A 13,063-nucleotide genomic window follows, 5' to 3' on the forward strand; every position below is an offset into this window, starting at 1 on the left:
GTGGCCGCGTTTCCACTGAAGACTGGGCCAAGATCGACCAGACGCTCAACCGCATCCAAGACGCGGCACTGTTCATCGATGATTCTCCGAACCTCACCATGATGGAGATTCGCTCCAAGGCCCGCCGCCTCAAGCAACAACATGGTTTGGACCTCATCGTGCTTGACTATATGCAGCTGATGTCTTCCGGCAAGAAGGTTGAATCCCGTCAGCAAGAGGTCTCGGAATTCTCCCGACAGCTTAAGCTTTTGGCCAAGGAGCTCGAGGTGCCGCTGATTGCTATTTCCCAGCTGAACCGTGGCCCGGAGTCCCGCACTGACAAGAAGCCGCAGCTTGCTGACCTTCGTGAGTCGGGCTCGCTGGAGCAGGACGCCGATATGGTTATGCTGCTTTACCGCCCAGACTCCCAGGACCGGGATGACCCACGAGCCGGCGAGGCTGACATCATTCTGGCTAAGCACCGTGGTGGTCCTATCGATACAATCCAGGTTGCGCACCAGCTGCACTACTCCAAGTTCGTCAACATGGCACATGGCTAATAGCCTGCCGCACCCTCAGAATAGGCAACCGGTGTCGCATATCCGCGGCTTAGCGATTTCCGGCGCCTTTGCCGCGGCCGTTATGGCATTGAGCCTCAGTGGCGTTGGTTGTTCCGGCACCCCAGCGCCTGAAGGAGGCACGGGGCAGCCCACGTCGGCGCCCGTGATGCCCACTAAACCCTCTCCGCAGGTAAATGCCCAGAAGTTTGTTTATGGCCATCAACACCCGCGACAACATGGATACTTGGTGACGCCCAAGAAGCTTTCACCTGCGAAAAAGATCCCTTTAGTGGTTTTCTTCCATGGTGGTGGATGGCAAGAAAAGTCTACTGCGCGCTCTGCGGCACCCGTGGTCAACGACCTAGCCCAACACGGAGTTGCAGTGTGGAACGTGGAATACCGTGGCGTGACTTTGAACGCGAAGGATGCGCCTGGTGGGTGGCCAATGACGTACAACGACGTTGCGGCGGCTATTGACTTCATTCCGCAGCTCGCGCATGAATCACGCATCCCCCTCGACATCAGCAATGTCGTTGTTGCTGGTTATTCAGCGGGCGGCAACCTTTCGACGTGGGCTTGTTCGCGTCCGGCGCTGCCGGCAAAGGCACCTGGTGCCGCACCAAAGTTCCGCGTAGATAAATGCGTGGGTATTGCCGGTGTTTATGACATGCACCTGGCCTTTAGACAGCACGATAAGTTTGTGCGCACGCTTCTAGGTGGTACGCCGCGCCAGGTGCCGCAGCGTTATTTCGAAGCTTCACCTGCGGACAATGTCAACGACAAAGCCCGCATCGTGGTGCTCCACGGTAAAAATGACAAGACCGTCAACGCCGACGAGGTCAAATACTTCATGGCTCGAGCACGTGCGCATGGACTCAGCATTGAGACGGTGCTCCTCGATGACGCGGAGCATTATTCGTGGTCTAAGCCGGAAGGGCTGCAGTGGAAAGCTGCGCGGAAAGCGATTCTTCAGCAGATCCATACAGAGACAAATCCTTGACCTTTGCAGGATCGCCAAGGCGCGGGCCGAGTACTACGAGCACGATAAACACTGCGGTCGTGGCGATGGCCAACCATTGCCAGAAGGCGTGCAATCTTTTTCCGAGCAGTTGCGCGAGCCAGGCGCCGAAGAATGCACCCAGGGTGTTGAAGAAGAGATCATCGATGTCGGTGCGCCCTAGCGAAAAGACGTATTGGATGGTCTCGACTAGGGCAGAGAAGATAAGACCCCAGATCGTTGCCTTGAGTTTCGAGCCCACCTGCACGTAGAGCAGTATTCCAAGTGGGACGAAGAATGCGAAGTTACCGCCGTATTCAAACGCAGGCTTGAACCAGCTGCCGGAGAACAGATCATCCAGCGGCATCAGACGCAGCTCCCTGGCGCGTTGATTATCCGGATTCCAGAGATAACCGATCTGGAAGAAGGCTTTCAGGGTGGTCAGTGACAAAATGACCGCGCAATATCCGCCCAGAGCAACGGCAGCGCGCAAGCGTGCTTTCATCTCTATACCAGTGCCTTTCCCCGTTGTTCCGGAAGTAAGAATGCGGCAATTGTTGCCACAGCGAATGCGGCGGCGAAGATGGCAAAAAGCCAGGGCTTACCGCCGTGCGAGACTACCACTGGCACCATCAATGGAGCGAGAATGGAAGCAAGCCGGCCGAAGCCCGCGGCGGCACCCGTTCCCGCGCCGCGGAGGTGGGTGGGATAGAGCTCTGGGCCGATGGCGTAAAGCGCACCCCAGGCTCCCAAGTTGAAGAAGGACAACAGGCAACCTGCCACGAGAATCAAGGTCGTGGTGGATGCAAAACCATACATTCCTGCTGCACAGGCGGAACCGATTAGGAACGCGGCGAGCGTTGGGCGTCGGCCCCAGGATTCAATAAGCCAGGCTGCAGCGGCGTAGCCGGGCAGCTGGGCAAGCGTGATGATTAACGTGAAGCTGAAGGATTTAACCAGGCTGAACCCATCGGCTACGAGGAGTGAAGGAATCCAGATGAACGCGCCGTAGTAGCTCAAGTTCACACAAAACCAGATGCACCAGAACGCGGCGGTCCGCCGGCGCAGTGATGCCGACCAAATGCTAGTCGAGGTGATGTCTTCCTCCCCGTAGGTCGGTGGGGTAACGGCAGAAGATTGAGGTTTGCCCTCGGATCTGGCCGCTGCTTCGAAGGAGGCCACCGCCTCTTCTGCCTCCGCGTGCCGGCCTTTGGATTCCAAGAAACGCACCGATTCGGGCAGACGGAGGCGCACGAACAGGGCGTAGATGGCAGGTGCCATTCCCAGCGCCAAGGCCCAGCGCCAGCCGCTAGGCGACGCCCCGACTACAAAGGTGCCAATGAGCGCTGCGAGCACCCAGCCCACTGCCCAGAAAGCCTCAAGTATGACCACCATGCGTCCACGCACTTTAAGCGGGGAGAACTCGGAAATAAGCGTCGATGCCACAGGCAGTTCTGCGCCTAAACCGAGGCCGACGATAAAGCGCAGGATAAGGAGCATCGTCAATCCGGTCGAGAGGGCTGATGCGCCGGTGGCCAAACCGTAGACCAGCAGGGTTAGCGCGAATACTTGGCGGCGCCCAATCTTATCGGCGAGCAATCCTCCAAAGGTCGCGCCGAGTGCCATGCCCACGAAGCCGATTGAAGCCAGCCAAGAGGATTCGGTAGGGCTAATGCCCCAGTGGGTTGCCAAAGCTGCCATGACGAAAGAGATGAGTCCGACATCCATGGCATCGAGTCCCCAGCCGATCCCTGAGCCGGCTAACAGCTTCTTGTGTTTCTTAGTAACAGGCAGGCGGTCGAGACGCTCCGCGCGTGAAATGTGGCCTTGGTTGATTGTCCGCATACAAGGGCACTATAGCCGGGTATAGCTCTGTGTGCTGGGAAAATGCTAGGAAGTTTGGAAGTTGCGCAGACGCAGTGAGTTGCTGACAACGAACACGGAGCTAAAGGCCATAGCGATGCCGGCGAAAAGCGGGTTGAGTAGGCCCAAGGCGGCTACTGGGATGAGCAGTACGTTGTAGGCAAAGGCCCAGAAGAGGTTGCCCTTGATGATGCGCAGCGTGCGCCGCGAGAGCCGGATGGCGTCGGCTGCGGAGCGCAGATCGCTGTTCATCAAGGTGATATCGGATGCTTCAATCGCCACGTCGGTGCCAGCCCCCATGGCTAGGCCGAGGTCTGCCTGGGCAAGGGCTGCTGCGTCGTTGACGCCGTCACCCACCATGGCAACGGTCTTTCCCTCCTCCTGCAAGTGCCTGATTACCGCCACCTTGTCGGACGGCAGCACGCCTGCGGTCACGTCCGCGTCGGCGATGCCCACGGCCTTGGCGACGGCGCGCGCTGCTTCTTCGTTGTCACCGGTCAGAAGATGTGGGTTAAGGCCGAGTTCGCGGAGCTTGGCGACGGCCGTGGCAGACGTCGGCTTCACCGTATCGCGAACATCGATGATTCCAGCGAGCGTATCGTCCACGTAGACGGCGACCGGGGTTGCACCCTCGGCCTCCGCGGCCTGGAAGGTGGCGGCGAGCTCGCCGCGTGCTGCTTGCTCACCCTTTATGCGTCCTACGCGCACGCGGTGTCCGTCTACTGTGCCCTTGACGCCTTGGCCTGCCACGGAATGGAAATCGCTTGCGGGCTCAATGCGGCCTGCCTGCGGCAGATCTTGGGCTGCTGAAACGATGGCCTTGGCAATCGGATGCTCAGAACCTACTTCCACCGCCGCGGCGAGCAGGAGAAGCCTGCCTTCTGCTGTAGAGCCTCCCATTTGCTGTGCGAGATGCACACGTGCGACGGTCATTTTGCCCTCGGTGACGGTGCCGGTCTTGTCCATGACGATGGTGTCTACTTTCTTGGTGGACTCGAGGACCTCAGGGCCTTTGATGAGAAGCCCCAGCTGCGCGCCGCGGCCAGTGCCCACCAAAATGGCAGTCGGAGTTGCAAGGCCCATTGCGCAGGGGCAGGCGATGATGAGTACAGCGACCGCAGCGATGAAGGCTGGTGCGACGCCGTCCCCAAAGACCAAGTGCGCGAGCAGCGTTAGGGCGGCAATGATGATGACCACGGGCACGAAGACCTGTGCAATCTTGTCTACCAGGCGCTGGACTGGGGCCTTGGAAGCCTGGGCGTCGGTGACCAGCTTGGCCATTTGCGCGAGCGTGGTATCCGCGCCGACCTTGGTGGCGCGGACTTCTAAGCGGCCGGCGGAGTTTAACGTGGCGCCGGTAACGTGGTCACCCGCCTTGACTTCCACGGGCATTGACTCGCCTGTCAGCATGGACTCGTCTACGGCGGAGGCGCCGGCTTCCACGACGCCGTCGGTGGCGATCTTCTCGCCAGGACGAACGACGAATATGTCTCCTACCTGGATCTGTGTGATGGGCACGCGTTTTTCCGCGCCGTCGACAAGCAGCGTAGCGTCCTTGGCGCCCATCCCCAGAAGCGTGCGCAGCGCCTCCGAGGATTGGCCCTTGGCTTTGACCTCAAACCAACGGCCCAACAGCAAGAATGTGATGACCATGCCCACCGATTCCAGATAGATGTGATCCATCTGTGCGTGGTTGGACATCAGCTCCATGTGCATCTTCATCCCAGGCTGGCCAGCGGTGCCGAAGAACATGGCATACAGCGACCAAAAATAGGCCGCGGTGGTTCCTATGGAAATCAGCGTGTCCATGGTGAAGGAGCCGTGACGAAGGTTTGCCCACGTCGCCTTGTGGAAAGGTGCGCCGCCGAAGATATAGACGATGGTCGCCAGAATTGCGGCCGCCCATTGCCAGTTGTCGAACTGCAGGCTGGGCAGCATGGAAACCAGCATTACCGGTGTGGAAAGCGCGGCTGAGATGAGGGTGCGGCGCAGTAGATCACGGGACTCCTGGGCGCGCGCGGCCGCGGTGGGATCTGAGCCATTCTCGGGGTCTTCCGCATCGGAAGAATCATCGCCCATAGTGAAAGCGTTGTAGCCGGCGCCGCGAACTACCTCAATGAGGGATTCGGGGTTTGCAGTGGCCGGGTCGTACTCAATGGCGGCGGTCTCGGTGGCGAAGTTGACATTGGCCGTTACTCCGTCGACCTTGTTGAGCTTGCGCTGCACGCGCGACGAGCACGAGGTGCACGTCATGCCGGAAACGCCAAGATCCAGGTGGGCGAGATTAGTCATGGTTCTAAGAGGGAAGAGTGAATTAGGAAGGGGAAGAGTGAATTAGGCCTTGACCTTGTAGCCTGCCTCTGCAACGGCGGCGACAACCTGCTCGTCGGTGAAGCCCTCGCCCTCGACGGTGACGGCGCCGGTGGTGTGGTCTGCGCTAACGGAGCTGACGCCGGCGATTTCGCCGACCTCTTCACGTACCGACATTTCGCAGTGTCCGCAGGTCATGCCCTCTACGGTGTAGTTCTTTACGCTCATTGTTTTTCCTTTCTTTGGGTACAACCCGACCGTATACCCCCAGGGGGTATATTGCAATAGTGCGCTAAGGAATAACACTCAGTCATGTACCGTTGATAGGAAAGACCCCGAAAAACAGGAGAGATTTATATGGCAACTATCGACGTAACTGAAGAGACCTTTGAGCAGACCGTGTCCGGTGAGGGCATTACTCTCGTAGACGCTTGGGCTGATTGGTGCGGCCCGTGCAAGCGCTTCGCGCCGGTATTTGAGAAGGCTTCCGAGGAGCACCCAGACGCGACCTTCGCCAAGCTCGACACCGAGGCAAACCAGGGCCTTTCCGCAGCGCTGCAGATCCAGTCCATTCCTACCCTGATGATCTTCCGTGACGGGATCCTGGTCTTCCGCGAGGCGGGTGCATTGCCACCAGCAGCCCTCGAGGATGTGATCAAACAGGTTAAGGAGCTCGACATGGAGGACGTCCGCCGTCAGGTTGAAGAGCAGAACGCGCAAAGCGAGAGCTAGGAAGCCGGCGGGTTCGGCGCATAGCGCTTTATCCCCCACCCTCAAGCTCTTTTCTCGGACGCTTTCTAGCTAGTCCGGCTAAACTCGCTAGAAAGCGTCCTTTTTATTGGGACCTTCCCTTATTTCCACACGCAAGGAGTTAGTTCAATGGCGAATCCATTCAGCAAAGGCTGGAAGTACGTAATGGCCTCTTTCGATCAGAAGATCGATGAGAACGCCGACCCTAAGGTGCAAATTCAGCAGGCTGTGGACGGTGCCAAGGAACAACACCGCAAGATCTCCGAGCATGCGGCGGAAATCATCGGTCACAAGAACCAGCTCGAGCTGCAGATCAACCGCCTGCTCAAGCAGCAGGAGGATTACCAAAACCAGACGCGGCGCGCCCTCGAGCTAGCAGATAAGGCGGATGACCCGCAGTCTGCTTCCGAGTACAACCAGGCTGCCGAGGTTGTAGCCTCTCAGCTGGTTGCTGTGGAACATGAGCTGGAGAACGTAAAGACTCAACACGCCGCTGCCGCTCAGGCTGCAGAGCAGGCTAAGGCTCAGCAGCAGCAGTCCGAGGCGCGCCTGAAGGAGCAGCTGGCACAGGTCGACGAGCTCATGGCGCAGGCTGATCAGGCTGCGATGCAGGAGCAAAACGCCAAGGTCGTGCAGTCCATGGACGAACTGCAGGCGGATGACTCCGTGCCTACACTAGATTCTGTGCGCGCAAAGATTGAAAAGCGCTATACCGATGCACTGGGTGCGCAGGAGCTGCACCAGGCTTCCGGCGGCAGCCGTATTCAGGAAATCACCGCGGCCGGCAATGACATGAAGGCAACCTCCCGTCTGGAGGGGATCCGCGCCGAGATGGCTAAGCAGAAAGAGCTAGGCTCCGGTGAGCAGAAGTAGCCACTAAGGCTTTTAAGGCAGAAATAGAAAAGAGGCGGCCACCTCCTTCTTTCCTCAACGCTGAGGGAGCTGAAGGGGTGGCCGCCTCCTTTTAGGCGAGGGGGTTAGCTTTCCTCGCGGCGGATGGCGATGAGGACGCCACGAATGCCGGAGTGGAAGCCATCGCGCAGATTGACGCGTTGGGATTCGCTCAGCGTGTACTCGTGCAGAGTTTCACAGGCAAACTGCAGCAGCGGGCGGTCGATCTCCGGCGGCAGGCCGCCGCCCGAGAGTAGGTGTGCTTGGTCGCGTTGCTCGGCGTTGGCGGCATTCTCGAACCACCAGGAGGCGTATTGCTGGCCGACGTCGAATGGCGACTGGAAGCCTGCAGAGGTCCAGACCTCCTCGGGTAGTGGCACGTACTTGGAGCGCAGCTTGCGGCGCGGAGCCATCATGGACGGCTTCGGTGCAGCTGGCTTCGGGGTCTCGGCTGCGCTTTGCGTTCCGTCGGCAGAATCCGGAGACGGGGTCTGCGGTGCCTGCGTGTTCTCGGCCGCAGGCTTGGTTTCGGCAGTTTCACCCGAGCCCGTTGTGGTGGCCGTATGTGGCGCGAGGTCGGCAGGGGAGGGGCTGGGCTTCGGTGCTGAGGTAAACGCTGCTTCTGCCTCGGAAGGCTCGCACTCGTCCTCTGCTTGAGGCACCTGCGGCAGCTCTTCGTCGCTGTTGTGAGGCTCGCGGATGGTGGGCGGCAGTGGGCCTTCCAAAACCTGCAGCTCCATTGCATCGGCGAAGTCTTCGCGCGGATCGAGGATGGTCGTGGTGTCACAAGCGTGGCGCAGGGCGGAGGACATGGAGTCCCAGCCAAAGCCGTAGAGGTGCACGCGCACGCCCGCGTTTACGGCTTCTTGTACGCCCGGGATCATATCGGCGTCACCGGAAACCAAAACAAAGTCGGTGACTTGCTGCTTCATTGCAGCGAGGATCATGTCGGCAACGAGGCGGGTATCGACTGCCTTTTGGGTGCGGCGTTCGCCCCACTCGATGAGCTGGCCGGTGCGAAGCTGCACGCCATCACAGGTTCGCAGTGCGCGCTGGTAGCGGTGTGGACCAGTGTCTGGGATTCCGTCGTACCAGTACTGGCGGTGAATGCGGTTTCCGAGCTGATTCTCCACCATGGAACCGAGATTATTTACGACCTCTGGGAGGTCTATTTCTAGTTGCGCGCGAGCTCCGGTTTCCCATGAGTTATAAAAGCTCGCAAGCAGGTAAGACGTGTCAACGAAGACAAGTGTTCGTTCAAGCATGGCTCCTAAGTTCCGTTCCTAATAGTTCTAAATAAATTTTCTTTGGGATCCAGTGTGCCCCATTAGTCACTAAACGTCGATGCCTTGGGGAAAATTGGCAGGTCAGGCGGCCTAGAAAAGTTTTGCTCTTGCGTCAATCTAAAATCCGAGGTACTTGTTTAGTTAGTTAGTTGAGTAACTAACCAGTTGAGCAAGCGAGGAGGTGCAGGCGTACATGGATAACTCAACGCAGCCGTTGTTCAGACAGATCGCCGCGCTAATTGAGGACTCCATCGTGGAAGGTGGCCTGGAAGAAGGAGCGCAGGCGCCTTCGACGAATGAGCTAGCCGCCTTCCACAACATCAACCCCGCCACGGCACGAAAGGGGATTACTTTGTTGACCGAACTTGGAATTCTAGAAAAACGCCGCGGCATCGGCATGTTCGTGGCGGCCGGCGCTACCGAAAGAATCCGCCAGCGGCGACGCAATGACTTCGCCGCCGAATACGTCGCCCCCCTCGTCGATGAGGCCGTCCGCCTTGGGTATACGCGCGAGCAATTACAAGAACTTGTCCACCGTGTCGCAGAAAGCAGAGGACTCTACTCATGACCGCACACACCGCACACACCGCGAACCCCGCAAACGCTGCAATTACTGCAAACACCGTTGCAACCGCGCAGGGTGTTTCCAAGTCTTTCTCCCGCAAGACCGTCCTGGACGGCGTCAATATTCAGCTAGCGGAAGGCCGCATCTACGGGCTCGTTGGCCGCAACGGCACAGGCAAGTCCACGCTGCTTTCGCTGCTAGCCGGGCAGGCGCGTTACAAGGGAAAAATTGAGGTCTTCGGACAAGCGCCTTTCGATAACGCCGAGGTGATGGATCAGGTGGTCTTCGCTGGCGTGGACACCGCCTACCCGAGTTCCTGGAAGTTTGGCGCGATTGTGAAGGTTGCAGCCCAGCGCTACCCCCACTGGCAGCAGGAGGTGGCGGAGCATCTCATCGAGGTCTTCAGCCTCGATCTGAGCACGCGACATGGTTCGGCTTCCCGCGGCCAGCGTTCCATGCTGGCTATTGTCATTGCTCTCGCGGCGCGTGCGCCGCTAACTCTGTTGGATGAGCCTTACCTGGGTCTCGATGCCTATAACCATGAGGCCTTCTATCGTGAGCTCCTCGCTGAGCTGGAGGCCCATCCGCGCACGGTGGTGTTGGCGACCCACGATCTGCACGCGACTTCGCAAGTGGTCGACAGCTACCTAGTGCTGCGCGACGGCGTTGTCCGCACTTTTGATGCCGCTCTGCTTGACGACGCCCTCGTTGAAGTCGCAGTTACCGGGTCCCTACCCGCAGAGCTGGAAGAGGCGGCGCTCGTTAAGGAGACCGTAGGTGGCAATACCCGCGTCATCGTGGAGCGCGGCGTCGCCCAAGGCAAGCCGGTCAACTTGGAAGATGCAGTGAAGCTCGCGATGGGAGGGCTCGATGTTAAAACCCATGTTTAGCCTGTTTTGGCACCACATCACCGACTATTGGTGGCGCTGTCTCGCCGCGGTGGTACTGATTGTAGTTTTTTCCTCGGCGCGGTTCTGGACAGACTTCCCCCTAGTTTCGCAGGTTATGTACTCGTGCTTGGGTCTCAATTTGGCCGTTGCACTCTTGGTCCCTTTTCCGGCATTCAAGGCCTTTGGCTACCGGCGCGCGGATTTCCTTCGTTTGAATATTCCCCTCGCGGTGCTCGTGGTCGGAGTCATTGCCGTGTTCAATATTGGTGTTATCCCACTGCCGCAAGCGCTGGGAATCACCGGGCTAGTCGCACTTTTCGTCGTTTGGTATTTATACAAGCAAATCCGTGATAAAGATCGTGAGCGCAAGCGCACCGCCGTTAAAGATTCGAAGGGCTCGCGGTGGAAAGTCATACTATCCACTGCCGTCATCGTTGGCGGCCTGCTCTTCGCTTGGCAGAAGTTGCTCCCCGGCGTATTCCCTTCAGTGCGGGATCCATTTATTTGGGCAATTCCCGTCCTCTTTGGCGCCCTTGGTAGCAGCTGGCTCTTTGGCGACGACCTTTACATGTGGCAGGCATTCGGGCGCACGCGCCGCTCCTGGCGCCGCCACAACCTAGGCACGGGCTTGCTCGGTTTGGTGTGCGTGCTTGCACTAAGTGGGCTGCTTGCGCCCGCGGATCTCTTCGTGAATGTAGGACTTTATGTCCTGTTCTTTGTGTTGTGCAATGCGAGTTTGTGGTTGGGCCTCGTTGGAGTGATAGGAGGAACGAGCCTTCTCGGGTTTATTCGGGGCGTGGAAATGTCGCAGCCTACCGGCGCGATCGTATGCGTAGTCTGCATCGTCCTTGTTTTGCCCGTTCATTACTTTTACCCGCTGTACGCAAATACCCAACGTATCCCGGAGCGGTCGAAATGATTAAAGCCGAAAACCTAGCTATGCAAAATGCTCCGGCGCTGTCTTTCGCGCTCGAAGATAACCTGACCCACGGCCTGGTGGGTCCCAATGGAGTGGGCAAGACGACGCTGTTGCGCATGATCGCAGGCCAGCTCAAGTCGGAGGGGTTGAAAGTCTTTGGGGAGCGTCCCTTTGACAACCAGAAGATCATGGATCGCATCATCCTGATGGGCATTGATAACCCGCTTTTCGATGGCTGGAACGTAGACAAGCTCTTCCGCATTGGCAAGGCGCGGTGGAAGACCTGGAACCAGGAGCGGGCTGAAGAGCTTGCCGCGCAATTTGCGCTCCCGAAGAAGAACTACTCCGGCTTGTCCCGCGGCCAGAAGTCCGCGATGGGTTTTATCTTCGCCGTAGCTTCCGGCTGCGAGTTGATGCTGCTGGATGAGCCCTACCTGGGCCTCGACGTCGATAAGCGTCAGCGCTTTCTTGAGGTCCTCCGGGAGGAACAGGGCAAACGCACGATTGTGGTGTCCACCCATCATCTTGATGAGATTGAGGGCTACCTCGACACGGTGCTTTTGCTTGGCGAAGCCCCCTTGTCTGGCCCCATTGAAAGCCTCGTCGACTGCATCGTGGCGGTGACGGGCCCTGCGGAACAAGTAGATAGGGCGTTGGGGCGCCTACAGTTGCCGGTATTGGCCCGCCATTCCTCGGTCCACGCAGAGCGTGTGCTTATCGACGCCCGCCCCAACTTCGCCGAGTGCGTCTTCGATCAGGCGGCAGAATTCGGGCTACGCGCGCAGGAAGTCACCCTGGAAGAGGCGGTGCTGGCGCTAGGAGGTGCACAATGAAACTCTTCTTCGGCACGCTCAATTGGAGCAGCTCGTTGGTCACGATATTCCTGCTGTCCGGAATTTTCCTGCTTCGCGGAATTGAAGACCCGCTGATTACTGTATTCGCCCTCGTCGCACTTTGGGCGGAGACTTTTGCGACTGAACCAGACAAGGCCAAAGCACAGGCGCTGGGCCTTAGCACCGCGGTTACAACTCGCTATGGGCGAATCGTAGCGGTAATGCCAGCCCTAATTGCTGGTGTCATCAGCATCTATTTGCGATGGTGGTTCGCCCTCGTCATAACGGCGCTAATTCTCGCGTGGAAGCTGACCTGTTGGAAGGCCAAAGCCAAAACCATGACGGTCGAAGACCTTCTAGCGGATACTCCAGGCAATGATAGCTTTGGACACTTCCCAGCAAGCCTTGAAGGTCAGTTGGTCTACCGCCCGTTGGTTCGCGGTTGGGTCATCGGCTGGGTGGTCCTGGGGATCGCAGCGGTGGCGAACGCCTTCATCAGCAGCACATGGCCTGAGAACGGACCGAATATCGGAAACATGCTGATGACAATGGGCATCTTGGCGATGGCAACTGTTGTGCAACACCTAGATTCTTTGGCCAACTTCGTCACGCTTGGCGGCAGCCAAAGTACTTGGGCGCGACATGTCATCATCGCAAGCTTGGTCAGTCCGGCGGCGAGCCTCCTTGGCGTTGGGCTTAGCTGGCTGATTGTGGGTAAACCTATTTGGCTCATTGCAGCATTCGGCTTCCTGGTGCCCGCTCTCGTTGTCTCGCTTGAATTGTGTTCGTGGAAGACCGTCTACATGCCGGTGCTGATTGCCGCTGCAACGGCAGCCATCTTCGTGTTGCGAATGAAGGAGATGCTCGACGGGGTGCCAATGATGCTCGCGGCGGCCGTTACGTACGTGCTGTGGGCGGTGCTGCTGCCCGCCAACGTGCGACGGGTGAATCCATACGCCTCAGGCCTTAAAAAATGGCTAGGTATAAAGACCTAAAAAGTTGTGTTTACCTGCGGATTTGTAAAGTTTCAAAGTGGTGTGTAACTTTATGTGAGTCAGCGCGACCGACAGCGCCCCACAGTCACCCAGTGACTGGCTGAAGCGGCGATAGGAAAACAGGCCCTGACAAAAACAAATTTTTTGCTCATAATGAGCTGTCACTATTCAAATGGTGCCTGTTCGTTGTGTGGCGATGATGTCTGAGAACTCAATAGTGTGCCA

The 13,063-nt window shown here is 58.3% G+C and carries 14 protein-coding genes; 9 read left to right on the forward strand and 5 right to left on the reverse strand.

Going from position 1 to position 13,063, the window contains the following annotated elements; genetic code table 11:
* The coding region (locus HMPREF2724_RS06735; RefSeq protein WP_305764395.1) for a DnaB-like helicase C-terminal domain-containing protein at positions 1-539 on the forward strand (539 nt) is incomplete at its 5' end.
* A gap of 166 nt (positions 540-705) precedes the next feature.
* Positions 706-1,539 (forward strand): alpha/beta hydrolase family protein, encoded by an 834-nt coding sequence (locus HMPREF2724_RS12870; protein ID WP_371440785.1) that lies wholly within the window; start codon positions 706-708, stop codon positions 1,537-1,539.
* On the opposite strand, the gene HMPREF2724_RS06745 is transcribed toward HMPREF2724_RS12870, so the two are convergent.
* Genes HMPREF2724_RS06745 through HMPREF2724_RS06760 form a run of 4 tightly spaced genes read right to left on the reverse strand, consistent with a single transcriptional unit; the run spans position 1,463 to position 5,937 of the window.
* Positions 1,463-2,041 (reverse strand): VanZ family protein, encoded by a 579-nt coding sequence (locus tag HMPREF2724_RS06745; RefSeq protein WP_070587926.1) that lies wholly within the window; start codon positions 2,039-2,041, stop codon positions 1,463-1,465. The two genes, HMPREF2724_RS12870 and HMPREF2724_RS06745, sit on opposite strands and share 77 nt — an antisense overlap.
* A 2-nt stretch (positions 2,042-2,043) precedes the next feature.
* Positions 2,044-3,381: an MFS transporter gene (locus HMPREF2724_RS06750; protein WP_070587928.1), complete on the reverse strand. Its 1,338-nt coding sequence runs from the start codon at positions 3,379-3,381 to the stop codon at positions 2,044-2,046.
* 45 nt (positions 3,382-3,426) lie between these two features.
* Complete coding sequence (locus HMPREF2724_RS06755; protein WP_070587930.1) at positions 3,427-5,691, reverse strand: heavy metal translocating P-type ATPase; 2,265 nt, start codon at positions 5,689-5,691, stop codon at positions 3,427-3,429.
* A 42-nt stretch (positions 5,692-5,733) separates the two neighbouring features.
* Positions 5,734-5,937 (reverse strand): heavy-metal-associated domain-containing protein, encoded by a 204-nt coding sequence (locus HMPREF2724_RS06760; protein WP_061925201.1) that lies wholly within the window; start codon positions 5,935-5,937, stop codon positions 5,734-5,736.
* A gap of 129 nt (positions 5,938-6,066) precedes the next feature.
* Here HMPREF2724_RS06760 and trxA point away from each other — a divergent pair, with 129 nt between their 5' ends.
* Positions 6,067-6,441, forward strand: a complete 375-nt coding sequence (trxA, locus tag HMPREF2724_RS06765; RefSeq protein WP_061925198.1) for a thioredoxin — start codon at positions 6,067-6,069, stop codon at positions 6,439-6,441.
* Positions 6,442-6,588: 147 nt separating this feature from the next.
* Entirely contained in the window at positions 6,589-7,332 is a 744-nt protein-coding gene (locus tag HMPREF2724_RS06770; protein WP_061925196.1) for a PspA/IM30 family protein, read from the forward strand.
* A 104-nt stretch (positions 7,333-7,436) separates the two neighbouring features.
* On the opposite strand, the gene HMPREF2724_RS06775 is transcribed toward HMPREF2724_RS06770, so the two are convergent.
* Positions 7,437-8,615 (reverse strand): NYN domain-containing protein, encoded by a 1,179-nt coding sequence (locus tag HMPREF2724_RS06775; RefSeq protein ID WP_070432732.1) that lies wholly within the window; start codon positions 8,613-8,615, stop codon positions 7,437-7,439.
* Between the two features lie 214 nt (positions 8,616-8,829).
* Here HMPREF2724_RS06775 and HMPREF2724_RS06780 point away from each other — a divergent pair, with 214 nt between their 5' ends.
* From HMPREF2724_RS06780 to HMPREF2724_RS06800, 5 genes are all read left to right on the forward strand, one after another.
* A complete protein-coding gene (locus HMPREF2724_RS06780) occupies positions 8,830-9,204 on the forward strand; it encodes a GntR family transcriptional regulator (protein ID WP_062036714.1) in 375 nt (124 codons plus the stop codon).
* A complete protein-coding gene (locus HMPREF2724_RS06785; protein ID WP_070432733.1) occupies positions 9,201-10,091 on the forward strand; it encodes an ATP-binding cassette domain-containing protein in 891 nt (296 codons plus the stop codon). The genes HMPREF2724_RS06780 and HMPREF2724_RS06785 overlap by 4 nt, the downstream gene beginning before the upstream one ends.
* Positions 10,092-10,302: 211 nt before the next feature.
* On the forward strand, positions 10,303-11,010 hold the full coding sequence (locus HMPREF2724_RS06790; protein ID WP_141748355.1) for a hypothetical protein: 708 nt from the start codon (positions 10,303-10,305) through the stop codon (positions 11,008-11,010).
* Positions 11,007-11,843, forward strand: a complete 837-nt coding sequence (locus HMPREF2724_RS06795; protein ID WP_188310733.1) for an AAA family ATPase — start codon at positions 11,007-11,009, stop codon at positions 11,841-11,843. The genes HMPREF2724_RS06790 and HMPREF2724_RS06795 overlap by 4 nt, the downstream gene beginning before the upstream one ends.
* Positions 11,840-12,838: a hypothetical protein gene (locus HMPREF2724_RS06800; RefSeq protein WP_061925181.1), complete on the forward strand. Its 999-nt coding sequence runs from the start codon at positions 11,840-11,842 to the stop codon at positions 12,836-12,838. Before HMPREF2724_RS06795 ends, HMPREF2724_RS06800 begins: the two co-directional genes overlap by 4 nt.
* The last annotated feature ends 225 nt before the right edge of the window (positions 12,839-13,063 follow it).

The sequence above is a fragment of the Corynebacterium sp. HMSC071F07 genome (genome assembly GCF_001810285.1).
GTDB classification, from domain to species: domain Bacteria; phylum Actinomycetota; class Actinomycetes; order Mycobacteriales; family Mycobacteriaceae; genus Corynebacterium; species Corynebacterium simulans.

Bases quoted from the DNA above. Each gene is read 5' to 3' on its own strand.
- HMPREF2724_RS06755 (WP_070587930.1), bottom strand. From the start codon at position 5,691: ATGACTAATCTCGCCCACCTGGATCTTGGCGTTTCCGGCATGACGTGC.
- HMPREF2724_RS06745 (WP_070587926.1), bottom strand. From the start codon at position 2,041: ATGAAAGCACGCTTGCGCGCTGCCGTTGCTCTGGGCGGATATTGCGCG.
- HMPREF2724_RS12870 (WP_371440785.1), top strand. From the start codon at position 706: ATGCCCACTAAACCCTCTCCGCAGGTAAATGCCCAGAAGTTTGTTTAT.
- HMPREF2724_RS06770 (WP_061925196.1), top strand. From the start codon at position 6,589: ATGGCGAATCCATTCAGCAAAGGCTGGAAGTACGTAATGGCCTCTTTC.
- HMPREF2724_RS06795 (WP_188310733.1), top strand. From the start codon at position 11,007: ATGATTAAAGCCGAAAACCTAGCTATGCAAAATGCTCCGGCGCTGTCT.
- HMPREF2724_RS06775 (WP_070432732.1), bottom strand. From the start codon at position 8,615: ATGCTTGAACGAACACTTGTCTTCGTTGACACGTCTTACCTGCTTGCG.
- HMPREF2724_RS06780 (WP_062036714.1), top strand. From the start codon at position 8,830: ATGGATAACTCAACGCAGCCGTTGTTCAGACAGATCGCCGCGCTAATT.
- HMPREF2724_RS06750 (WP_070587928.1), bottom strand. From the start codon at position 3,381: ATGCGGACAATCAACCAAGGCCACATTTCACGCGCGGAGCGTCTCGAC.
- HMPREF2724_RS06760 (WP_061925201.1), bottom strand. From the start codon at position 5,937: ATGAGCGTAAAGAACTACACCGTAGAGGGCATGACCTGCGGACACTGC.
- HMPREF2724_RS06800 (WP_061925181.1), top strand. From the start codon at position 11,840: ATGAAACTCTTCTTCGGCACGCTCAATTGGAGCAGCTCGTTGGTCACG.
- trxA (WP_061925198.1), top strand. From the start codon at position 6,067: ATGGCAACTATCGACGTAACTGAAGAGACCTTTGAGCAGACCGTGTCC.
- HMPREF2724_RS06785 (WP_070432733.1), top strand. From the start codon at position 9,201: ATGACCGCACACACCGCACACACCGCGAACCCCGCAAACGCTGCAATT.